The organism is Mycobacterium sp. SMC-14 (assembly GCF_046250075.1).
In the GTDB taxonomy this organism is placed as follows: Bacteria; Actinomycetota; Actinomycetes; order Mycobacteriales; family Mycobacteriaceae; genus Mycobacterium.
In genome coordinates, this window is record NZ_CP176429.1 from 4482363 (window position 1) to 4507554 (window position 25192).

5 protein-coding genes are annotated in these 25192 nt (G+C 73.2%); all 5 read right to left on the reverse strand.

The window, feature by feature from the left end; translation table 11 throughout:
* Positions 1–44: 44 nt before the first annotated feature.
* Positions 45–6284, reverse strand: a complete 6240-nt coding sequence (locus ACKY0W_RS21020) for a PE family protein (protein ID WP_409435652.1) — start codon at positions 6282–6284, stop codon at positions 45–47.
* Between the two features lie 83 nt (positions 6285–6367).
* Positions 6368–8623: a hypothetical protein gene (locus ACKY0W_RS21025; protein ID WP_409435653.1), complete on the reverse strand. Its 2256-nt coding sequence runs from the start codon at positions 8621–8623 to the stop codon at positions 6368–6370.
* Between the two features lie 33 nt (positions 8624–8656).
* The gene (locus ACKY0W_RS21030) at positions 8657–10840 is read right to left on the reverse strand and encodes a hypothetical protein (protein WP_409435654.1); all 2184 of its coding nucleotides are present in this window, start codon (positions 10838–10840) and stop codon (positions 8657–8659) included.
* A gap of 755 nt (positions 10841–11595) precedes the next feature.
* Entirely contained in the window at positions 11596–17883 is a 6288-nt protein-coding gene (locus tag ACKY0W_RS21035) for a PE family protein (RefSeq protein WP_409435655.1), read from the reverse strand.
* 311 nt (positions 17884–18194) lie between these two features.
* A complete protein-coding gene (locus tag ACKY0W_RS21040) occupies positions 18195–25046 on the reverse strand; it encodes a PGRS repeat-containing protein (protein WP_409435656.1) in 6852 nt (2283 codons plus the stop codon).
* Positions 25047–25192: the final 146 nt, after the last annotated feature.

A 25192-nucleotide genomic window follows, 5' to 3' on the forward strand; every position in this document is an offset into this window, starting at 1 on the left:
ACCCTTCCTGTGCGGCAATGCTTTTCGTGCCGACGTGCCAGATATCAGCCGTGCGCACCGACGTTGCCGTCGGCACCTTGCGCACCGGTGTCCCCGACCGCACCCGCGCTGCCTTTGTCACCCGAGGTCTCATGACCGGTCCCCTTGACCGAGGCGTCGCCCTTGCCACCGCCGGCACCACCGGCACCACCCTGACCACCGGCGCCACCGGCGCCCTTATCGCCGCCCTCACCACCGGTGCCGTCATTGCCATTGACCGCCGTGCCCGCCGCCCCGCCCTGGCCACCATCACCACCGGCACCACCGGCACCACCGGTGCCGCCCTGACCACCATCACCGCCGTCACCACCGATGGCCCGACCGTTTCCGACACTGGTGGCATCCACACGGCCGTTGCCGCCACCGCCACCGTCACCACCACCGCCGCCCTGGGCACCGGCACCACCATTGCCGCCGGCACCACCGATACCGCCGTTGCCGGCGTCACCGCTGATTGAGCCGCCCTTACCGCCGGCTCCACCGGCACCACCGTTGCCACCGGCAGCGCCGGCCGCACCGACTCCGCCCTGACCGCCGTCACCGCCGTCACCGCCGTAGGCATCACCGGCGCGGTCGTTGGACCGTCCGTAGCCGCCCGCGCCGCCGTTGCCGCCTCGCGCGCCTTCGCCGCCGTTGCCGCCGTTGCCGCCGTTGCCGGCGGTGACGTTGGTGTGGTCCTTGTCATCAGCACCGGAACCACCGTTGCCACCGACCTGGCCCGCGGCGCTGGCATCAGACCCATTGCCGCCGTTGCCGCCCCGGCCAGTACCACCGGCACCGGCCGCGGCCTGACCATTCGCCGGCGGGTTGACCCCATCAGCACCCAGCGCACCTTGGCCTCCGGCACCACCGTTACCACCGTTGCCCTGAGTGCCCGCATCACCACCGAGACCGCCGCTACCGCCGGCTTGGGACACCCCGTCGGTCACGCCGATCCCCATGCCGCCGACACCACCGTTGCCGCCGTTGCCCCCGGCCGCGTCGGCTCCGATGTCGCCGTGCGCGCCGTCCTGACCGCTGCCGGTACCACCGTCACCGCCTACACCGGCAAGACCCCGCTCACCACCGGCGCCACCGTTGCCGCCGTTGCTGGCCGCCGAGCTCCCGCCACCACCGATGCCCTGACCGCCCACACCGCCATTGCCCGCGTCACCGCCCGCACCGCCCCGGCCACCGGCACCACCATCACCGTGCAGCGCAATGCCGCCCGCACCACCCAAACCGCCGTCCGAACCCGTGCCACCGGCACCACCACTGCCACCGTTTTGGCCCACCACGGTCGCATCGGCACCGGCACCACCATCACCGCCGCTACCACCAGCGCCGCCCTGGCCACCGACACCACCGTTGCCCGACACCGAGCCACCCATGCCACCGGTACCGCCATTACCGCCCTCGGCGCCATCACCACCGCGGGAGCCGTTCCCTGATGTGTCGGTCGCACCGGTCGCACCGGCCGCACCCGCGCCACCATTACCGCCCGCACCGCCGGTGCCGACCGTCCCGGCGTTTCCGCCGTTGCCGCCCTGGCCGCCGACCTGTTCCGTGCCGTCGCCGAGGATCTGGCCGGTGCCTCCGTTGCCGCCGGCGCCACCGTTCGAGCTGCCCGCCGCGCCGTACCCGCCGTCGGCGGCACGAACGCCGTCGGCACCCAGGCCGCCGGCGCCACCGGCGCCTGCCTGGCCGATCACGCCGCCGTTGCCGCCGTTGCCACCGGTGCCGGCCACTGCGTTGAGTCCGCCGCCGGCGCCGTCGCCACCACGGCCGCCGGTGCCACCGTTACCGGCCGCACCACCGGTGCCACCGGCACCACCGGCGCCTTGCTCCCCGATGGTGCCGTTGGTGGCCGCGCCTCCGGCACCACCGTTTCCGCCGGCGCCTCCGACGCCGCCGATTCCGCCGGCGCCGCCGTTTCCGGCGTTGGTGCCGTTGCCGTTGGCATCGGTGATTCCGGCTCGGCCGGTAGCACCGGTACCGCCGTTCCCCCCGGCACCACCCGTACCGGCCGCGCCGCCATCACCGCCGTCACCGAAGACGGTGCCACCGGAACCCCCGGCGCCACCGTTGCCCCCGGCGCCGCCCTTGCCGCCGATGGTGCCGTTGCCCACGGCATCGGCGATACCGTTCGCACCGACAGCGCCATTGCCGCCGGCACCGCCGGCGCCGCCGGCACCGATCAGGCCGGCATTGCCGCCGCGACCACCGTCGCCGCCAGCCTGTGCCGTGCCGTCCGCCAGCAGTACGCCCGCGCCGCCCTTGCCGCCGTTGCCACCGGCCGAGGCGCCGGCCTCGGCGCCCGCGCCACCGTTGGCGCGCTGACTGAGGCCGTCACCGCTCAAACCGCCTTGCCCGCCGGCACCGGCGACCCCGCCACTGCCGGCGTTGCCACCGACACCGCCGGCACCGGCCACCGCCTGGGTGCCACCACCGGCACCGGCCCCACCGGTACCACCGAAGCCACCGTTGCCGGCACCACCGCCGGAACCACCGATTCCACCTAGACCCGCCGTGCCCGCGGTGCCGTTGGCCGCGTCGCCACCGACGCCGCCCTGCCCACCGGCGCCACCATTGCCGCCGTTACCGCCATTGGTACCGTCGCCGCCGTTACCGCCGACCAGGCCACTGTTGGCCGCGGCGTCTTCGCCCGCCGCGCCGGTCATGCCGTCGCCGCCATGACCGCCGTTGCCGCCGTGCCCACCGAGACCACCGGTACCGCCGTCACCGGAGACCGAGCCGCCCGAACCGCCGGCACCGCCCACTCCGCCGGCACCGCCATCGCTAGCCGAGGCGCCCTCGGTTGCAGCGTTCGAAGCGTTAGCGCCGGCGCCGCCGTCGCCGCCGCGGCCACCGTCACCGACCGAGCCGCCGTTTCCGCCGGCACCACCGGCACCACCGATCTGCACGGTGCCATCGCCCAGCACCCGGCCGTCGCCGCCGCGGCCGCCTTGACCACCGTCACCGCCACTGCCCGCGCCTCCGCTGGCGCCCCCAGCACCGTCCTGACCGGTGCCGGCGCCGACACCGCCCTGACCGCCGACGCCCGCGATACCGCGTTCGCCGCCATCGCCGCCCCGGCCGCCGCCGCCGGCGGTCGTGCCGCTGCCGCCGCCGGTGCCACCGCCGCCGTTGCCGCCGTTGCCGGCATCGCCGGCTACGCCGCCGCGCCCACCGGCACCGCCGATACCGTTGGTCGCGTTGCCGCCGCTGCCGCCGGCACCGCCGATGCCGCCGGTTCCGCCGTTGCCACCGTCGGCACCGGAGGCGCCGCCGCCGGGGAAGACGAATCCGGCGACGCCGCCGTCACCACCCGCGCCACCGGCCCCGCCTTGACCACCGGCACCGCCATCACCGGCGATGGTGCCGCCCGCCCCGCCAGTACCACCGACGCCACCGGCGGCGCCGTTTCCGCCGGCCAGCCCGTCGCCATCCGCGTCGCGGCCACCTGTCGCCCCGCTCGCGCCGCTACCACCGTTGCCGCCCGCGCCGCCGTTGCCGATTGCGGCCGCGTCGCCGCCGTTGCCACCCGCGCCACCGGCCTGCACCGTGCCGTCGGCCAGCACCTCGCCGTTGCCACCGTTACCGCCCGCGCCACCGGTCGCGCTGCCCGCCGCGCCGTCTGCGCCACCGGCCGCCTGACCGTCGCCGCCAAGACCACCGGCACCACCGGAACCCGCCTGACCAGCGGCACCGCCGTGGCCACCCTGGCCGCCGTGGCCGGCCACCGCATTCGTACCGCCGCCGGCACCATCACCGCCCGCACCACCGGTACCACCGTTGCCGGCGGCACCGCCCGTGCCACCAACTCCGCCGGCGCCCTGGTCACCGGCGCTGCCGTGGACCGCTATACCGCCCGCACCACCGGAACCGCCAATGCCACCGCTGCCACCGTTGCCGCCGACACCGGTGGTGTCACCACCGTCGCCACCGTTGCCGCCGCTCCCGGCGACCGCATCGGCGCCGTCGGTGCCATCCACGCCGGAACCGCCGGCACCTCCGGTGCCACCAATGCCACCCGCGCCGCCGGCGCCGCCGTTGCCCGAGGTCGAGCCGCCGGCTCCACCCACGCCGCCCGAGCCGCCGTTACCGCCGGTCGAACCGCTGGTGCCGTCACCGGATCCATTTGTGGTGCCCGCCGCGCCGGTCGCCCCGGCACCGCCGGTGCCACCGACGCCGCCGTCACCGACCGCGCCCGCATCCCCACCGTTACCGCCGACACCGCCGGCCTGAGCCATCCCGTTGCCCAGCAGCTGCCCGGCGCCACCGGTACCGCCCGCGCCGCCGTCACCACCGCTTCCGGTCGCTCCCGCTTTGCCGCCCGAAGCCACCACGCCGCCGGCGCCCTGACCACCCGTGCCACCGTCGCCGCCGGCACCCACGGCTCCACCGTTGCCGCCGTTCCCGCCATTGCCGGCCGCGGTGGCCAGACCACCACCGGCGCCGGTACCGCCCTGGCCACCGTCGCCCGCGTTGCCGCCAGTCCCGCCGGCGCCACCGATCCCGCCCGCGCCGTGCACACCCACGCTGCCGTGTGCCGCGGCACCGCCGGCGCCACCGTTACCGCCCAGGCCGCCGGCGCCGCCTACGCCACCGTTGCCCCCGTTGCTTCCGGTCCCGCCGTTGTCACCGGTGCCGGCGAATGCATCATGGCCGGTGACACCGGTTACGCCGGCGCCACCGGTTCCGCCGCCACCGCCCACACCCCCGGCGCCGCCCGCGCCGCCGTTGCCCGAGACCGATCCACCGGATCCGCCGGCACCACCATTGCCGGCTGCTCCACCGATGCCACCCTGCAAACCGTTGCCGGCCCCGTCGGTACCGCCGACCGCACCCATCGCGCCATTACCACCCGCGCCGCCGACGCCGCCGTTGCCGGTCGACCCGCCATCGCCGCCGCGACCGCCATCGCCGGCGACCTGACCGGGGTTGCTCGCGCTGAAACCGGCGCCACCATTACCGCCGTTACCGCTGACGGTGGCCGCCTCGCCCGCATTGCCTGCCACGCCGGAGATACCGCCGGCGCCGCTGCCCGCCGCGCCGCCCTGCCCCGCAGCACCGGCCACTCCGAACTCGCCGCCGCGGCCACCGTTGCCGCCGTTGATGTGCCCGGCGGTACCGGTGGCGCCGTCACCACCGTTGCCGCCCGCGCCGCTGTCACCGCCGTCACCACCCGCGCCGCCGGAGCCACTGACGCCCGCGGCGCCGAACGTGCCGCCCGCACCGGCATTGCCGCCGACGCCGCCGTTGCCACCCCGACCGCCGGTGCCACCGCCATTGCCGTTACCGCCATTACCGTTGCCGCCGCCCGCGAAGCTGCCCTGCTCGCCGTCGGCACCGGTAGCGCCCGCCGCGCCGTCACCGCCGATACCGCCGGAGCCGCCGGAGCCGCCCTTGCCCATCAACGTGCCGCCGCGGCCACCGGCACCACCGGCACCACCGTTGCCACCGTCGACGTGCGCGGCGGTGCCGGCCAAACCAGCACCACCGTCGCCACCGTTACCGCCGTTGCCGAAGATGAATCCGCCGTTGCCGCCGTCACCGCCAGCCATCCCGGCGACTCCGCCGGCGCCGTCACCGCCATTGCCGAACAGGTAGCCACCGTTGCCGCCCGCCCCGGCGATCCCACTACCGGCGGTCCCGTCGTCCAGGGCACTGCCGGCGTCGCCGCCATCCCCGAACAGCCAGCCGGCGTTGCCGCCGCTACCGGTCAGGCCGTAGCCGTCGCCGCCGTCGCCGAGCCACAGTCCGCCGTTGCCGCCGTCGGGGTTGTCGACCGTGCCGTCTGCGCCGTCGCCGATCAGATACTGGCCGGTCAGGCTGTTGATGAAGCCGCCGATCTGCAGACCGGACGCGCTGTTGATCCAGTTCTCGATGCTGGTGTGCATCGGCTCGTAGAACGAGCTGTAGAACAGGTCCGAGAACGGGTCGGTGCCGGCCGCCGACATCGCGCCGGCGTCCCAATGGCCGTCCAAGTTGGCGAACCACGGCGCCCAGGAGTCCGCATCGAAGAGCGTCTGCCACGACGTCGGGTCATCGAGGTTGGTGAAGGCTTCGCCGAGGCCGGCGCCGAACAGGTCGATGACCCAGTCCAGTTCATCGGCGTGCGCGGGCGGTGCGGCCGACAGCGGGCCCAGCCCGAATGCCAGGAACGCGCCCACCGCGGTTCCGGCACCGGCGATGCGCCGGCGTCGGATCGCCCAGCTGGTGTTTGCCGCCCGACGTTCCGCTCCGCCACGCCTCACGCTCATCGTTGTCATCCGCCTTTGTGTTCCGAAATGTCGTGTGTTCCGCAATGTCCGAATGGGTTGGTTGGGCCCAGCTGTCACTCGAGTCAGAAGCCGAAAAGCCCGCCGAGCGCTCCGATGCTCACGCTGACCAGATCGGCGCCGGAGATGCCCATGTTGGACAGCAGGCCGTCCAGGTCGAGGGCGCCCAGCCCCCAGGCCTCGACCAGGTCGTTGACCGTCAGGTCGCCCAGGTTGAGGCCCGCGATCAGCGAGTCGAGGTCGACGTTGCCGAGGCCGAGCATGTTGGCGACCGAACTGACGCTCACGCCGCCGAGCAGCCGCTCCAGCACGTCGTCGAGGTGGACGTTGTCCAGATCCAGGCCGTCGAGCAGGCTGCCGACCGTGGCGCCGCCCAGCAGGTTTTCCAAGAAGCCGTCCAGGTGAACGTTGTTCAGGCCCAGGTCGTTTGCGATCGAGCCGAGGGTCATGCCACCCAGCACGTGGTCGATGACACCGCCGATTTCGACGTTGTCCAGGCCCAGTCGGCCCAGCAGCGTCCCCACCGTGACATCCAGGCCCATCCGGTCGATGACGGTGTCGAGCCCCAGGTTGTTCAGCCCCCAGGAGCTGAGCACCGACACCAGGGAGGTGTTCAGTAGGTCGGGGAAGGCGTTGTTGAGCGCGGTGATCAGGTCGACGTCGCCGAGGCCCAGGCTGGTCAGGAAGCTGTCGAACGGCGTGGACAGGTGCAGGCCGGTGATGATCTCACTGAGCTTCTCGTCGGCCTGCCCGGTCGCGCCGAGCAGCTGCCCCAGGGTGATGTCGGCCAGCGAGGTGCCCTTGGGCACGCCATCGGCACCGTCGCTGTGCAGGTTCTGCAGGGTCTGCAGCAGGGTGTTCTTGCCCATCAAGTCGTTGAGGGTGTCGTTGCAGGAGACGCCGTACAGGCCGGGAAGCAACGGGCAGGTGATATCGGGGGTGGGCAGTTTGTCGCCGGCGAGCTTGCGTATCGTCTGGTCGCCGACCCCGGCTTCGGTCAGAATTTCGGTGAATCGCTGGTTGCCGACATCGGTGCCTTCGAGCAGGTCGCCCAGCGTCTGGTTGCTCATGTCGGAGCTCGCCAGGATCTCCGACAGTGTCATGTCGTAGCCCGCGCTGTTGAGGATCTGGATCACCAGGTCGCCCATGGTGATGTCGGTACCGCTGTCGGTGCCGAACATCTCGCCGACCACGTTCTCGATCAGCTCGGCGAGGCTCTGCTGGCCGAAGCCGGCATCCTCCAGCAGCGGCATCAGCATGCTGCCGAGCGTCAGGTCGGCGCCGCCGAACTGGCTGACCAGATCGGTGATGGTCGCGTCTTCGCCGACCGCGAGGTGGGCCAGATCTTTCAGCGCATCGCCGAGGGTGAGGTCGCCGATCCCCAGTTGGCCCAGCAGGCCGGCGACGGTGGTGTCGCTGATCCCGGCCGAGTGCAGCAGGCTGGTGGCCAGCTCGCCCACCGACTGGTCGCCCAGGCCCGCCTGGTCCAGCAGTCCGGCCAGGGTCGGGTTGCCGATGCCGACCTGGTCGAGCAGGCCGGTCAACACGTCGGCGATCGACTGGTCACTCAGGCCCACCTGGTCGGCCAGACCGGAGATCGTGGGGTTGCCGATGCCCATCACGTCGAGCAGGTTGGCCGCCAGACCCGCCACCGACTGGTCGCCGATCCCGAACTCCTCGAGCAGCCCGGTGATGCTCATGTGGCCGAAGCCCAGGGTGTCCAGCAGGCCGGTCAACAGGCCGGCGACCGGCTGGTCGCCTACCCCGAATTCGCCGAGCAGGTCGGCCAGCGACGTGTTGCCGACGCCCGCCAGGTCGACCAGCTGGCCCAGCTCCAGGTCGACGTGCTCGGTGTGCGACGCGACCAGCAGTCCGTTGAACAGCGGGATGGTCACGCCGCCCACGTCGACGCCGGCCGTGCCGTAGAGGAAAGCGTTGATGATCGCGCCCGGCGCGTTGAGCAGGATCATGAAGGCGTTGCTCGGGTCGGCGGCGAGCTCGGCGGTGATCTGGTTGATCGCGTTGGAGACAGTGATGAACGGGCCGATCATCGCGAGCAGGGTGTGCAGGGTCGAACCCAGCTCGATGTCGACCTGCGCCGGCAGCGGCAGCGAGCTGACGGTGATCGTCGGCATCAGCCCCCAGTCGGTCAGCAGGCCGGTGACATCGGCGGCTGGATCGGCGGTCAGTGCCACTTGGTGCTGCTGAGTGAACGGCATCGCCGCGGTGGGCAGGGGCGCGGTCGACGGAACGACGGCGATCAGGCCGGCACCGATGACGGCGATCCCGGAGGTGGCGTAGGGGCGAAGGGTCTGCAACATCAGGTTCTCCGAATCGATTCCTGGGCGGGTCGGCTACGCGCCGCCGAGTAGCGAGGCGATCAAGCCCCCGAAATCGCCGATATGGGCGTTGATCAGCACGAGATCCAGCAGGCCTTGCTGGTCCAGCAGGTCGTTCAGGCTCTGGCCGCCCAGGCCCATGGCATCGAGCAGCGAGTTCAACGTGCCGTCTCCGAACAGGTCGCCCAACAGGCTGTCCAGGTCGGTGGTGGCCAAACTGAGGCTGCTCAGTAGGTCGCTGATGGATTGGCCGCCGAGGAAATCGCCGACCAGTGCGTCAAGGTCGGTGTGCGCGAAGTCCAATCCACCAAGCACCGAGCCCAGCGACATGGTGCCCAGCAGGTTGTTGAGCAGGGTGTCCAGGTGGGTGTCGGCGAGGTCGGTGCTGCCCAGCAGTGAGCCCAGCGTTTGGTCGCCCAGGATGCTGTCCAGCAGTTCGCCCAGATGCTGGTTGCCCAGTCCGGCGTCGTCGAGCAGCTGCCCCAGGGTGGAGGTGCCGAGCAGGTCGCCGATCATCTGGTCGAGGGTCATGTCGTTCAAGCCCAGGTCGGACAGCAGCGCGGACAGGCTGGTGTCGTCCAGGCCCAGGCTGGCGACCAGGTCGTCGAGGGTCTGGTCGTTGTAGCCCAAGCCGGTCAGCAACGAGGTCACGCTCATCGAGAGGCTGTCCTGCAGCAGCGTGCTGAGCTTCTCGTCGGCCATCGGCCCGAGCAGCTGGGCGAGGGTCTGGTTGCCCAGGCCCTGGTCCGCCAGCAGACTGTTGATGGTCTGGTCCTTGAACCCGCTGACGATGCCCTCGCCACCAATTTTGTTGTCGATGGCCTTGCCACCGGTCGCCTTGATCAGGTCGTTGAGGGTCAGGTCGCCAAAGCCCAGTCGCTTGAAGATCTTGTCCAGCGAGATCTCGCCCACCTGAGCGGCGTCCGCGATGTTCTGCACCGTCAGCCCGCCCACACCGGCGGCGTTCAGCAGGTCACCGACGGTGGTGTCACCCAAGCCGGCGCCGCCGAGGAAGTCAGCGGCCAGCGACCCGACGCTGACCTCGCCGAGTCCCATCGCATCGATCAAGTCGGCCGGCGTGCGCTGTCCGAGGCCCAGCGCGTCGAGCACGGTCGGCAGGATGTCGCCGACGGTCAGGTCGCCCAGGCCCAAGGCGTCGAACAACGCGACCGGTGTCTGCTGGCCGAGGCCCAGCGCATCGAGCAGATCGGTGGCCAGACCCGAGACCGGCTCGTCGGCCAGGCCGATCTGGTCGAGCAAGCCGGCGACGGTCGGGTCGCCGATGCCGGCGGCGTCGAGCACCGCGGCCAGCACCCCCGACACCGACCGGTCGGCCAGTCCGACATCGCCGAGTAGGTCCCCCAGCGTGGGGTTGCCGATCCCGATCGCGTCCAGCATCGTGGTGGCCAGGCCGGCCATCGACTGGTCGCTCAGGCCGAGGTCACCCAGGATGTCGATGAGGTCCTTGTGCCCCAGACCCATCGCGTCGAGCAGTCCCGTGGCGAGCTGCGCGGCAGGCTGGGCGCCGATGCCGATCGCGTTGATCAGGTCCAGCGGAGTCTGCTGGCCCAACCCCACCCCGTCGAGCAGGCTGGTCACCATCGATCCGACCGGCACGTCGCCGATCCCGATTCCGCTGAGGATGTCGGTCAGGCTCTTGTCGCCGAGGTGGGCAGCGTCGAGCACCTGCTCGAGCTTCAGCTCGATGTCGAAGGGCTGGGCATCAGCCAGAAGTCCGTTGAACGCCGGCACGGTGACGCCCAGCACGGTGAGGGTGTCGGTGCCGTTGAGCCACGCGTTGAGCAGGGTTGCCGGCGCATTGAACAGGATGCTCAGGGTGTTGGCCGGGTCGGCGGCGATCGCGACCCAGATCTCGTTCCAGGCGTTCGCGACGGTGATGAACGGCCCGACCGATGCCAACATGAGAGCCAGCTCAGACGGCAGTGAACCAGGGTCCACATGCTGGCCCAGGTTGGCCAGGTTCGCGCTGGTGTTACTGAAGAGCTCACTCCAAGTGACCAGGACATTGGACGTGTTGGCCGCCAGCCGCAGGGCCGGTAGGTGGACGGGCGACGCAGGCAGATCGGATTGCCATAATGCCATGTCAGAGGCCTGAATCGGCGCCGAGACGACACTGACGACACTGGCGCCGACCACCGCGATACCACTGGTGACGTACGGGCGAAAAATCTGCTGCATTGGAATTTTCTTCCACGTTAGAGGACTAAACTTCTCAAAGGCTACATGAGTAGCAAGCAAAGTCCAGGCGAAGTTTCCTCAGGATTAGCGGCCAGCCGGCGCCCGAAGCGGGTCAAGTTAATCTCGAGCAGGCTTCCGACGCCGAGAGAAACGGTCGCCTTTCCCGGAAGAGTGGACATGTCCGCGTATTTAATATGCCTGTGACCTGCACTTTTGTGAGAGTTCGCCCGATATCCCCCGCCGACCCCCGCCGCGGGGTAGCTTGATGGGTTGCTCACAGCATTGACAAAGGAATCGTGCCCGCAAAGGTCCAGCAACGCGTTAGCGTTGGGCGAATTCTCCGGACAGACGTCCGCTAGAGGCTGCCGAGGCGACGGTGGGGGGTCAGCGGCCACGGATCATGGCGCCGGGCAACACTAGGTGCAGGTCACCGGCGGCCGCGTAGCCTCGGCGGCCTGGCGCCCACGATTGGGAAACGCCTCCCATGGCGCGACGGTGCCTGCGCCGTCGCAGCAGCGCCTGGTACGACCCCGACAGGACGGTGGATATGAGGCCGACGGCCTCGCCCACGGAACCTCGCCACAGGGTTTCGGCGGCCCAGGTCGGAACTTCGGGGCCACCCGTGAGTCCCTATGACCTAATTACTGTCCAGTAACACTGCTTCACCTGTGCGCTCCATCTCCCGCTTTCCCGCCCAAAAAAGCGACGCGGCCACCCCGTTCCCGGGGTGGCCGCGTCGGTCTGTCCAACCAGGATCAGCCGTTGGGGCCTGATCCGTTCGGGCCGTCACCCCCGTGGCCGCCGTCGCCGCCAAGGCCCAGGTTGCCACCGTCGCCACCGGCACCACCCGCACCGCCGATTCCGGAGGTTCCGGTGTTGTCCCAGCCGTCACCGCCGTTCCCGCCGTTGCCGACCGGACCACCGGGCACGCTGCCCGCACTGCCGGCCGCGGCGTTGCCAGAACCGGTCCCGGCGTTGCCGCCCGCAGCGCCCGGGTAGGCCACGTCGCCACCGTCACCACCGTCACCGCCGGTGGGGTTGGTGGCATCGCCGTTCGCGCCGGCGCCACCATTACCCGCGGAGCCGCCGGCTCCGCCGTTGCCACCGTTGCCACCCGCACCGAGGCTGCCGGTGCTGCCGTTGGCCGCGGTTCCGCCGACTCCGCCGTTACCACCGTTACCGCCGTTACCGCCCACGGCACCGTCGCCACCGTTCTGACCGTTGTCGGCCTGCCCGGCGATTCCGGAGGCCACCGCGCCGGCAGCACCATTCATACCGCTACCGCCCTGGCCACCGTCGGCACCCGATCCACCGGCGCCGCCAACGCCACCGTTACCGGACAGGGCTCCGCCGAGTCCGCCCGCGCCGCCGTTGCCGCCCGCGCCACCGTCCTGGCCCTGGAGACCGGAGTCGCCCGCGACGGTAGCGCTGAGGCCGGCCACCCCGGCCGTGCCACTGCCGCCGGCACCACCGTCGCCACCGTTACCGATCGCGCCGCCGTTACCGCCCGTGCCGCCGGCACCACCGGAGGCACCTGTTCCCGCGTTCGGGTCTTGGGACGGGTCGTATCCGTCGCCGCCGTTACCGCCATTGCCCGACGGGCCGATGGCCTGCGTTCCGTTCGCGCCGTCGGTCCCGTCGGTGCCCCCGGCACCTGCCGTGGTTCCGGCCGCGCCGCCGCTGCCGCCGGTGCCGGCGATGCTGCCCGGGTCGCCGCCGTTGCCGCCGTTGCCGCCGTTGGGGGTGCTGGCGTCGCCGGCGGCACCGTTGCCGCCCTGGCCACCTTCGCCCGCGGTGCCGGCGCTGCCACCGTTGCCGCCATCGCCGTTGGTGCCGGCAGTGCCGTGGCTGGTGGTGCCGGCATTGCCGCCGGACCCACCAGTGCCGCCGGAGCCGGCTTCGCCGCCGTTGCCGCCGTTGCCGCCGCTCGCGCCGGCCACCGATCCGGTGCTGGCGTCATATCCCGCGCCGCCGGTGCCGCCGGCGCCGCCCGCTCCACCGCTACCGCCGTTTCCGCCGTTGCCGGCGACGTTGGCCGCCAGCGAACCGCCGTTGCCGCCCGCGCCGCCCTTGCCGCCGTCGCCGCCGGCCAGGCCTTGGCCACCGGCACCGCCGTTCGGGGCTGCGAGGGTGCCCGCGGTGCCGGCCGCACCGGTCCCGCCGACTCCGGTCTTACCGTCACCGCCGACGCCGCCATTGCCACCGTTGCCGATGTTGCCGCCGTCGCCGCCGGCTCCACCGTTGCCGCCGCTGGTGCCGCCGTCCGCGCCGGCGTCGTTGGCGGCGTTGTAGCCGTTGCCGCCCGTGCCACCGTTGCCGGCCGGACCGGTGACCCCGGTGCCGTCGGCCCCGTCGCCGCCGTTGGTGCCGCCGGTTCCGCCGGTGCCGTGCGCCCCACCGGCGCCGCCGCTGCCCGCGGTGCCGGCGTTACCGCCCGCACCGCCGTTGCCGCCGTTGATGGTGACCGCGTCACCGTCGCCGCCGTTTCCGCCGTCACCGGGTGTGCCGGCGTTACCGCCCGCTCCGCCCGCACCGCCATTGCCGTTGGCACCCGCGGTCCCGTGGGCGGAGGCGCCACCGTTGCCGCCGGCCCCGCCATAGCCACCGGCCTGGCCGTTGCCGCCGGACCCGCCATCGGTACCGGCACCGCCTGCCAGAGTGGCGCTGGTGCCGGCCAGGCCGTCACCGCCGGACCCGCCCTTACCTCCGGCACCGCCGACGCCACCGGCGCCACCGTTGCCGGACGCCGAGCCGCCGACACCACCGTCGCCGCCCTTACCGCCGTGGAAACCCGCGGTGCCGTCGGTGCCGCTGATGGCAACCAGCGTGCCCTGATCGCCGTCGATGCCGTTGCCGCCGTTGCCGCCGGAGCCGCCCGCTCCACCGTTGCCGATGTTGCCGCCGTCGCCGCCCGTACCGCCGTCGCCACCCACGCCGGCCGCATTGGTGAAGCCCGAACCGCCCGCGCCGCCGTTGCCGGCCGGGCCGGTCGGGCTGCTGCCGGCGGTTCCGCCGGTCGCCGCGCCTGCGCCGGTGCCGACCGCGCCGCCGTTTCCACCGGTGCTCGAGTTGCCCCCGGCTCCGCCGTTGCCGCCGTTGAGGTTGGTCGCGTCGCCGGCCGCGCCGTCACCGCCGTTACCACCGGCTGCGCCGTCGCCGCCGGCCCCGCCGGACCCGGCCGCGCCCACCGCGCCGTCGGCTCCGGTGCCGCCCGCGGCCACACCGCCGGCCGCACCGCCGTTGCCGCCCCGGCCACCGTTGCCGGCGACACCGGCGTCGCCGCCCTTCTCGCCAGAACCGTCACCGCTGTTGAGGTAGCTGCCGTTCACCCCGGCCGCGCCGGCTCCCGCGTTTCCGCCCTGGGCGCCCGCACCGCCGGCACCGCCGTTGCCGCCATGACCGGAGAGGGAGCCGCCGAGGCCACCCGCACCACCGTTGCCGCCGGACCCGCCGTCGGTACCGCTGGTGCCGTTGTCGCCCGCGGCCGTGGCGGCGACGCCGTCGATGCCCGCAACACCGTTGCCGCCGGCACCACCGTCGCCACCGTCACCGAGGTTGCCGCCGTCACCACCGGCACCACCGTTGCCGCCGAACGCGCCGGCCGTGCTGGAGGTGAAGCCGTCACCACCGCGGCCGCCGTTGCCGACCGGGCCACTGACCCCGGCACCCTGCGATCCGGTGGCGCCGGTCGACGCACCGGTACCGGCGGTGCCCGCGGCGCCGCCCTGGCTGGAGTCGCCACCGCGGCCACCGTTGCCGCCGTTGAGGTTGTTCGCATCGCCGTTGGCACCGGCGCCACCATTTCCGCCGGCGGCGCCGTCACCACCGCTGCCCGCGTTGCCGCCGCTTCCGGCCACAGCGGAGCTGCCGTTGCCGTTGGTGCCACCCGCACCGCCGTTGCCGCCGCTGCCGCCGGCGCCGGCCGTCCCGGCGTTGCCGCCGGCGCCACCGTTGCCGTCACCGGTGGCGAACGACCCGGCCGCACCGGTCACGCCGGCCGCAGCGTCACCACCGTCGGCGCCCGATCCACCATTGCCACCGGCGCCGCCGGTCAACGAGGTCAAGCCGGTACCGGCGTTGCCGCCCTTGCCTCCCGTGCCACCCGAGCCACCGGCAGTCCCGGAGTTGCCATTGCCGTTGCCGTCGGTGCCGACGGCATTGGTGCCGGCCACACCGTCGCCACCGGCGCCACCGTTGCCACCGTTGCCCAGGTTGCCGCCGTCACCACCGGCACCACCGTTGCCGCCCGATTCGCCGGCCGTGCTGGAGGTGAAGCCGTCACCGCCCTGGCCGCCGTTGCCGGCCGGGCCGGCGACACCCGCGCCCTGGGATCCGGCACTGCCCGTCGTGGAGCCGGTGCCGGCCGTGCCCGCGGCACCGCCCTGGCTGGAGTCGCCACCACGGCCACCGTTGCCGCCATTGAGGTGCGCTGCGTCGCCGTGGGCACCCGCGCCACCGTCACCGCCCTGGGCACCCGCGCCGCCGCTGCCGGCGTTGCCGCCCGTTCCGGTCGCGGCCGAGCTGCCGTCGCCGTTGCTGCCACCCGCGCCGCCATTGCCGCCGCTGCCGCCGTTGCCCGCCGTCCCGGCGTTGCCGCCGGCACCGCCATTTCCGTCACCGGAGGTGAACGAACCGGCAGCGCCGATCGCACCGGCCACGCCGTCGCCACCGTCGGCGCCCGAACCTCCGGCACCACCGGTGCCGCCGGTCAGGGTGCTCAGGCCGGTGCCGGCGTTGCCGCCCTTGCCGCCGAAGCCACCGGAACCACCGCTGATGCCGGAGTTGCCGTTGCCGCCGGCGTCGGTCCCGACACCGTTGGTGCCGGCCACACCGTTGCCACCGGCACCGCCGTTGCCGCCGTTGCCGAGGTTGCCGCCGTCGCCACCCGCGCCACCGTTACCACCGGAGGCGCCGGCCACCGTGGAGGTGAAGCCGTCGCCGCCGTTTCCACCGTTTCCGCCACTGGTCACCTGGTTGCCGCCGACTCCGTGCAGTCCGGCCGTGCCGCCGTTACCGCCGGTTCCGGCGCTACCGCCGGCACCACCGGCACCTTCGATACCGGCATTGCCGCCGTTGCCACCCTGTCCACCGTCGAGGTAGGTGGCGTCGCCGTCGGCGCCCCGGCCGCCGTCGCCCCCAGCGCCGGCGTCGCCGCCTTTGCCGCCGGCACCGCCATTGCCGTTGCCACCGTTGCCGGTGGCGCCGTTGCCCGCGTTACCGCCGGCGCCGCCCTCGCCACCGGTACCACCGGCACCGCCGTTGCCGCCGTTCTCACCCGCACCGTCGTTGACGCCTTGAACGCCAGCTGCGCCGGTGTATCCGGCGCCGCCGGCACCACCGAGACCGCCCCGGCCGCCGACACCACCGTCACCACCGGTTCCGGAGTTGGGGTTCAGCGCGTCACCGCCGACACCGCCGGCGCCACCCTTGCCGCCGGTACCACCGGCACCGCCTTGGCCGGCCTCCCAGCCGCCGGCGCCGCCCGCGCCACCGTTGCCGCCGTTGCCGCCGGCACCGCCCTTGCCGCCGTGCCCGTTCTCCAGCAGCACACCACTGTTGCCGCCCTTACCGCCGTCCCCGCCGTTGCCGCCGTTGCCGCCGGTACCGCCGTCGCCGACCGCGCCGGCGTTGCCACCAAGACCGCCGTTGCCGCCGGCGATGCTCAGCGCCTTGAAGCCCAGTTCGCCTGCGTGGGCGGCGTTGTAGGCCGCCACGTCGAACCCGTCGCCGCCGTTACCACCGTTGCCGCCGTGCCCGGCCGCCTGACCGTCGGCGCCACTGGCCGCATGCTCGGTGGTCGACCCACCGGTCAGGCCGCCTTCGCCGCCGTGACCGATCGCGCCCGGGTTTCCGCCGTCGGCGCCGCGCCCACCGCCGGTGTTGCCCGCTGTCCCTTCGGCTCCGTCACCGCCATTACCGGCGATCCCGGCGTTGCCGCCGGCACCACCCTGACCGCCCAGGCCGTTGACACCCGACGAACCCCAGCTGGTGCCCGCACCGGCCACACCACCCTGACCACCTTGGCCACCGTTGGCGCCGTCACCACCACCGGCACCATCACCACCATTTCCATTGCTGGCAGCCACATCCCACTCACCAACGGCACCGTCACCACCACGGCCACCGTTACCGCCCGCACCACCGACACCGCCGACACCACCACTGCCGCCGTTACCGAAGAAACCCGCTGCCTTACCGCCGGCACCACCATTGCCACCGTTACCGCCGAGGAGGCCGTTGCCGCCGACCGCGCCGTTGCCACCCGAAGCCCAGACACCGGTAGCACCAGTCAGACCCGCCGCACCGGCCGCACCGATCCCGCCGGCACCGCCGGCGCCACCGGAGCCGAACAGCCAACCTGCGCCGTCGCCGCCATTACCGCCGGCGCCACCACCATCACCGCCGACACCGCCGACACCGCCGACGCCCATCCACGAACCACCGGCACCACCGTCGCCGCCGGCTAAGCCCGCCAGACCCGCGCCGCCGGCCCCGCCATTGCCGAACAGCCCAGCCGCGCCACCATCACCACCGGCGACACCAGCACCACCATCACCGAACAACCAACCGCCCGCACCACCATTGCCGCCATCAACACCGGCAACACCAGCAGCACCATTACCAATGATGATCGAGCCGAACCCGAACGTGTCATTGACAAACGAACCGACCTGAACACCCAACGGGCTCTCAAGCCAATCGACCATGCTCGCGTGCAACGGCGTATAGATGTACGCCTGCACCAACGCCGTCAGATCAAACGCATCACCACCAGCCAACCCCGCCGACGGGTCGAACAACGACCCCCAGTCAAAGCCCGCCGAGGTATCCACCTCGGCAGCCGACCACGCCCCCGAACCGAAAACATCCAGCAGCCAATCAAACTCACCATCAGCCTGCGCCGCCGGCACCGACACCAACGGCGTCACACCGAACGCCAAAAATGCCGCCGCCGCCGAACCCGCACCCAGCGCTCGACGACGCGAGTCCCCTGTACGCCGCCCGGCTCCGGTCTGCCGTGCGCTCTCACGCTTTCCAGTCATGTACTGCCCCAAGTTCTCAAACGGTGGCCCACTGCATGGACCGATGGATGGTTGTGATGTTTTTGCTCGGCTATCGCCGCGCCTGCCGCGCGGCAACAGTCAGATCGGAGATCGATCCGCCACGGAGAATCCGCGGGGCGTCGAGCTATCCACCCATGTCTTCGCGGTACTTACCTGAGCCATCCGGAACCGGATGGACGCAGCTCGGGGTACGGAGCGCTTCCTGTGCTGACAGGTGCTCGGCCCCGCTGCCCTGGCATCCCAGGGCAGCGTTCTCATCGCGGGCATCCGTTCACTCGACGACCTGACGCCTATCCGCCGGCGGCGGCACTGCCGTCGCCGCCGCGCCCGCCGTCGCCACCGTTGCCCATGTTGCCGCCGTCGCCGCCGGCGCCGCCCTGGCCGCCGTCACCGGTTCCAGGCTGGTTGTAGCCGTCGCCACCGTTGCCGCCGTTGCCGGTCGGCCCGGCCGCCGGGGTGCCACTGGCGCCGGATCCGCCGGCCGTACCACCACCACCGATCGTGGTGCCGGCTGCGCCGCCCTGACCGCCGGTGCCCGCGACATTGCCGGCGTCACCGCCGTTGCCGCCGTCGCCACCGTTGCGGGTGGTGGCATCGCCGTCGGCACCCCTGCCGCCGTCGCCACCCTGGCCGGCGCTGCCGGCGTTGCCGCCCTTGCCGCCGTTGCCGTTGGCGCCGACCACGCTGCCGTTCTGCGCGGTTCCGGCATTGCCGCCGGCACCACCGGTGCCACCCGAGCCGGCCTCGCCGCCGTTACCGCCCACGCCGCCGTTGGCTCCGGCAGCGGTCGGGCTGTAGCCGGCGCCGCCGGTGCCGCCGGCACCACCATCACCGCCCACACCGCCGTCACCTCCGTTGCCCGCGGTGTTGACGCTCAGCAGGCCACCATTGCCGCCATTGCCGCCGGTGCCGCCGTCGCCGCCGGAATCACCCTGAAGTCCGTTGCCGCCGTTGAGGTTGAGGGCATCTCCGGCCGTGCCGGCCGCACCGGCGCCGCCCACACCGGTAGCCGCGCTGCCACCGGTTCCACCGTTGCCACCGTTGCCGGCCAAGCCACCGTTGCCGCCGTCGCCGCCGGCGCCGCCGTTGGTGCCCGGAACGGCGGCGGGGTCCGTAGCGGCGTTGTAGCCGTTGCCTCCGTTGCCACCGTTGCCGGACGCCGTGGTGACCGGGGTGCCGCTGGCACCGTTCGTACCGTCGACGCCACCGCTTCCGCCGGTGCCGTGCGCGCCGCCGGCGCCGCCAGTGCCGGCAACGTTGCCCGGGTCGCCCCCGTTTCCGCCGTTGCCGCCGTTCGGGGCGGTGGCGTTGCCGTCAGCACCGTTGCCGCCGTTGCCGCCCTGGCCCGCGACGCCGGCGTTCCCGCCGTTGCCGCCGTTGCCGTTGGCACCCGCGCTGGCCGCGCCGTTGACCGCACCGGCGTTACCGCCGGCGCCGCCCGCACCGCCGGATCCAGCCTCACCGCCATTGCCGCCATTACCGGCGTTGGTGCCGGCCGCCGCGTCGGGGTCGGTGGCGGCGTCATAGCCGGCGCCACCGGTCCCACCGTTGCCACCCGCGCCACCGACTCCGCCGGCGCCACCGTTGCCGGCGTGGTTGGCTGCGAGGCTGCCGCTGGCACCGCCGTCGCCGCCCTTGCCGCCGTTGCCTCCGTACAGACCGGAACCGCCCGCGCCGCCGTCGGGTTGAGCTGCCGTTCCCGTGGTGCCGGCGGCACCGGTACCGCCGACGCCGGTGGCACCCGCACCTCCCATGCCGCCGTCGCCGCCGTTGCCGTGTGAGCCGCCGGCGCCGCCTTCGCCGCCGTTGCCACCGTCACCGCCGTTCTCAGCCGAGCTGGTGGAGCTGAAGCCGTTGCCACCCTGTCCGCCGTTGCCGGCCGGTCCGGTGATCGCGGTGCCACCAGCCCCGGTGGCGCCGTTCGTGCCGCCGGCACCACCGCTGCCGTGCGACCCGGCCGATCCGCCGTTGCCGGCGGTGCCGACCTCGCCGCCGGTGCCGCCCCTGCCGCCGTCGGGGTTGGTGACGTCACCGTCGGCGCCCCTGCCGCCGTTGCCGGCCGTGCCCGCGTCACCGCCGCGCCCGCCACTGCCACCGTTTCCGTTGGCGGCCGCGTTGCCGGAGGTCGAGGTACCGGCGTTGCCCCCCTGGCCGCCGGCACCACCCTGACCGCCGTTGCCGCCCGTGCCGCCGTTCTGGCCGTCCGTACCGGCGGTCGCGGCGTTGGCGCCGTCGATTCCGTTGCCGCCGTTGCCGCCGACGCCGCCGTTGCCCGCGTTGCCACCGGCGCCGCCCGTGGCACCGGTGCCGCCGGAGCCACCGTTGCCGCCCTGTCCACCGTTGGTTCCGGATTCACCGTTGCCGCCGGCGTTAACGCCGCTGGAGCCGGTGTAGCCGTTGCCGCCCTTACCGCCGGCACCACCGTCGCCGCCGGAACCGGACGCCGCGTGCGCAGTGGTGCTGCCCGCGAGCAGACCGCCCTGGCCACCGTTGCCGCCCGAGCCGCCGTTGCCACCGGTGGTGCCGTCTACACCCGCTGTGGTGCTGCTGGTGCCGTCGAGACCCTTACCGCCCGACCCACCGTTGCCACCGACACCCGCGGTGCCGTTCGAGCCGCTGGCCGCAGCACCGCTTGCGCCCTGACCACCGGTGCCTCCGGCGCCGGCGTTGCCGCCGTTACCGCCCTGGCCGCCGGCGGTGCCGTCGTGATTCGCGGACGTGCCATCGACGCCCACGCTGCCGGCCGCACCCTTACCGCCGCTACCGCCGTTGCCACCGACGCCACCGGCGCCGTGCTGGCCGGCCGTCGAGCCGGTACCACCGGCGCCGCCGTTACCGCCCTGGCCGCCGTTGGTGCCGCTGACACCATCGGCACCCGGGGTAGCGCCGTCGGCACCGGTAAATCCGTTGCCGCCCTTACCACCAGCACCACCGTCGCCGCCGGTACCGGACGCCGCGTGCGCAGTGGTGCTGCCCGCGAGCAGACCACCCTGACCACCGTTGCCGCCCAAACCACCAGCGCCGCCGCCAGTTCCGTCCACACCCGCCTGCGTGCTGCTGGTCCCGTCGATGCCCTTACCGCCGGACCCGCCATTGCCACCGAGGCCAGCGATGCCGTTCCAGCCGCTGGCCGCAGCACCGCTCGGGCCCTGACCACCCGCACCACCGAGGCCAGCGTTACCGCCGTTACCACCGTTGCCGCCGGCGGTGCCGTCGTGACTGGCCGACGTGCCATCGGCGCCCACGCTGCCGGCCGCACCCTTACCGCCGCTACCGCCATCGCCACCGACACCACCGGCACCGTGCTGACCGGCCGTCGAGCCGGTACCACCGGCGCCACCGTTACCGCCGGCACCACCATTTGTGCCACTGACACCATCAGCACCCGGCGTAGCGCCATCGGCGCCGGTAAATCCGTTGCCGCCCTTACCACCAGCACCACCATTGCCGCCGGTACCGGACGCCGCGTGCTGGGTGGTGCTGCCCGCGAGCAGACCGCCCTGACCACCGTTGCCGCCCAAACCACCAGCTCCGCCGGCAGTTCCGTCCACACCCGCTGCCGTGCTGCTGGTGCCGTCGATGCCCTTACCGCCGGACCCGCCGTTGCCACCTGCGCCCGCGGTGCCGTTCGAGCCACTGGCCGCAGCACCGCTCGGGCCCTGACCACCGGTGCCTCCGGCGCCGGCGTTACCACCATTGCCACCATTGCCGCCGGCGGTGCCGTCGTGACTGGCCGACGTGCCATCGGCGCCCACGCTGCCGGCCGCACCCTTACCGCCGCTGCCGCCGTTGCCGCCGACGCCACCGGCGCCGTGCTGGCCGGCCGTCGAGCCGGTACCACCGGCGCCACCGTTACCGCCCTGGCCGCCGTTGGTGCCGCTGACACCATCGGCACCCGGGGTAGCGCCGTCGGCACCGGTAAATCCGTTGCCGCCCTTACCACCAGCACCACCATTGCCGCCGGTACCGGAGGCGGCCCGGTCGGTGGTGCTGCCCGCCTGAAGGCCGCCTAGCCCACCGTTGCCGCCGACACCACCACTGCCGCCGGCGGTGCCGTCCACACCGGCCTGCGTGCTGTCGGTTCCGGTCAGGCCGCTGCCGCCCTGGCCGCCGTTTCCGCCGAGGCCCGCGGTGCCGTTGGTGCCGTTGGCCGCGTGGATACCGCCTGCGCCCTCGCCGCCTGCGCCACCGAGTGCCGCGTTGCCGCCCCTGCCGCCGTTGCCGCCGGCTGTGCCGTCGTGGTTGGCCGACGTGCCGTCGGTACCCGCACTACCGGCAGCACCATTGCCGCCGCTACCACCATTGCCACCGACACCACCAGCACCGTGCTGGCCGGCACTCGAGCCGGTCCCGCCGGCGCCGCCGTTGCCGCCGGCACCACCCTTGGTGCCACTGCCACCATCGGCACCCGGGGTGAGACCGTTGTACCCGGTATATCCGTTGCCGCCCTTGGCACCGGCACCACCGTCACCACCGGCACCGGAGGCGGCACGGTCGGTGGTGCTGCCCGCCAGCAGACCACCTTGCCCACCGTTACCGCCGGCGCCACCATTGCCACCGGCGGTGCCGTTCACTGCCGGCCCGGCGCCGTCCAGACCCGCAAGGCCGTTGCCGCCCTTGCCGCCATTGCCACCGAGGCCGGCGGTGCCGTCGCTGCCGCCGGCCACGGTGCCATCGGCGCCCTGACCGCCCGCACCACCGATGCCCGCGTTGCCGCCGCTGCCACCGTCGCCGCCGGCCGTGCCATCGTGACTGTTCGCAATGCCGTCGGTACCGGCACTACCGGCAGCACCATTGCCGCCGCTACCGCCATTGCCACCAACGCCGCCGACGCCCTGCTGGCCGGCCGTCGCGCCGCTACCGCCGGCGCCACCGTTACCCCCGGCGCCACCATTGGTGCCGCTCACTCCATCGGCGCCCGGGGTCGCGCCGTCGGCGCCGGTGAATCCGTTGCCGCCCTTGGCACCGGCACCACCATTGCCTCCGTCACCGGAGGCGGCACGGTCGGTGGCGCTGCCCGCCAGCAGACCACCTTGCCCACCGTTACCGCCGACACCACCGCTGCCGCCGGCGGTGCCGTCGATACCCGCCTGGGTGCTGTCCGTTCCGGCGAGGCCGTTGCCGCCATTGCCACCGTTGCCGCCGAGGCCCGCGGTGCCGTCGCTGCCGCTGGCCGCGGTGCCGCCTGCGCCCTGGCCGCCCGCACCACCGGTGCCCGCGTTGCCGCCATTGCCGCCGTCGCCGCCGGCCGTTCCGTCGTGGTCGGCAGACGTGCCGTCGATGCCCGCATCCCCGGCCGCGCCGTCGCCGCCGCTACCGCCGTTACCCCCGGCACCACCGGCACCCTGCTGGCCCGCGACCGAGCCAGTGCCCCCGGCACCGCCGTTGCCACCGGCACCGCCGTTGCTGCCGTTCTCGCCGTCCGCGCCGGCAATCGCGCCACTCAAGCCGGTGTAGCCGTGGCCGCCCTGACCGCCGGCACCACCATCGCCGCCGACCCCTGTTGTGGCGTAGGTGATTCCGTCGGAGTTCAGGCCACCCAAGCCGCCGTTGCCACCGGCACCACCGTCGGTGCCGGCGGTGCCGTCCAGCCCCTCGGCCGTGCTGGTGGTTCCGGCAGCTCCGGCGGCACCGTTGCCGCCGTTGCCGCCGATGCCCGCGCTGCCGTTGTCGCCGGCGTTGCCGCCCTTGCCGCCGTTGCCGCCGGCGGTTCCCGCTGCAGCGTTCGGGTCTGCGGCGGCGTCATAACCGTCGCCGCCTCGGCCGCCGGATGCGGCACCGGTCGAGGCCTCGCCGCCGTTACCCGACTGGCCCTCCACGCCACCGGCGCCGGCCTGGCCGCCCGCACCGCCGACGCCGGCCGTGCCGGTCGAGCCACCGTTACCGCCGGCGCCACCGTCCGGGTTGGCCGCCGTCCCGGCCGCACCCGCGCCACCGTTGCCGCCCACCCCGGAATCACCGCCGGCGCCGCCGGCGCCACCGGCGCCACCGTGGCCGACTGCACCGGTATTGCCATCCGAGCCGAAGAGCGCGTGGGTGACACCCGCTGCCCCGGCCACCCCGGCCGCGCCGCCGTTGCCACCGGCCCCGCCGTTGCCGCCGTTGGAGCCCGCGGTGCCATCGCCACCGTTGCCGGAGCCGCCGTCGGCGAATGTGCCAGCCGCTCCATCGGTGCCGTCCTCGCCACCCAGGCCCTGGCCGCCGGCACCACCGGTGCCACCGTTTCCGGCCGCGCCGCCCTGACCGCCGGAGCCGTACAGCAGCGCCTTGGACGCCCCGCCGGCCCCGCCATTGCCGCCCGCGCCGCCATTGCCGCCCGCGCCACCGTTGCCGCCATCAACACCGGCGACGCCGATCGCACCGGCGATCCCGGCCAGACCGTCCCCGCCGGCCCCACCGTTGCCGCCGATGCCGTAGATCCAGCCCAGCCCGGCGCCACCGTCACCGCCATTGCCGCCGGCCCCGCCAGCGCCACCGGCCCCACCGACGCCGATCCAGCTGCCGCCGTTGCCGCCGTCACCGCCGTCGAAGCCGAGGCCACCGGCCCCGCCGGCACCACCGTTGCCGAACATCCCGGCCGTGCCGCCGTCGCCACCGGCAACCCCGGTCAGCGAACCGTCGTAGCCCGCACCGCCGTCTCCGAAAAGCCAACCTCCGTTGCCACCATCGGGATTGAGCTCGGTGCCCGCCGCGCCGTTGCCGATGATGATCGAGCCGAACCCGAACCAGGTGTTGATGAAGTCATCCACCGGCTTGCCGATGAATGGGTCGTTGATCCACGCCACCATTCCGGCGTGCATGGGCTCAAACAGGTACTGGCCCAGCAATCCGGTGATGCCGAACGGGTCACCCAGCATCGCCGCCGCTGAACCCGGATCGGCGTAGGTCGCACTCAGCGCGGCGCTCAGCTCGTCGCCGGCGAACAGTTGATCCCAGTTGAAGCCCAAATCGCCTGTGCTGCCGTCGAACAACGGCCCCCAGGCGTTCGGGTCGAACAGGTCTTCCATGCCGAAGTCGGCCTGCGCCTGTGGCGCCATCCCCAGTGCCAGAAAGGCGCTCACCGCACCGGCGGCACCGACCGCCCGACGCCCTGCGCTGCCGCGGGTTCCGTGCAGTGCTGCGCTGCGACGCTTACGAGCCATGGGGATGACCTCTATCTGGTATCTGGGTGAGTCGAGTTAGTTGGGCAACTGGGTTGGGGATGCAGCCGCTGAGGACACGGCGTGCGGCCCCGGTTCTCCGGCCACGGCGCTGTGCGCCGGGCCGGATAACCGCTTGCCTGCAAGGG

Bases quoted from the DNA above. Each gene is read 5' to 3' on its own strand.
- ACKY0W_RS21035 (WP_409435655.1), bottom strand. From the start codon at position 17,883: ATGACTGGAAAGCGTGAGAGCGCACGGCAGACCGGAGCCGGGCGGCGT.
- ACKY0W_RS21030 (WP_409435654.1), bottom strand. From the start codon at position 10,840: ATGCAGCAGATTTTTCGCCCGTACGTCACCAGTGGTATCGCGGTGGTC.
- ACKY0W_RS21020 (WP_409435652.1), bottom strand. From the start codon at position 6,284: ATGAGCGTGAGGCGTGGCGGAGCGGAACGTCGGGCGGCAAACACCAGC.
- ACKY0W_RS21040 (WP_409435656.1), bottom strand. From the start codon at position 25,046: ATGGCTCGTAAGCGTCGCAGCGCAGCACTGCACGGAACCCGCGGCAGC.
- ACKY0W_RS21025 (WP_409435653.1), bottom strand. From the start codon at position 8,623: ATGTTGCAGACCCTTCGCCCCTACGCCACCTCCGGGATCGCCGTCATC.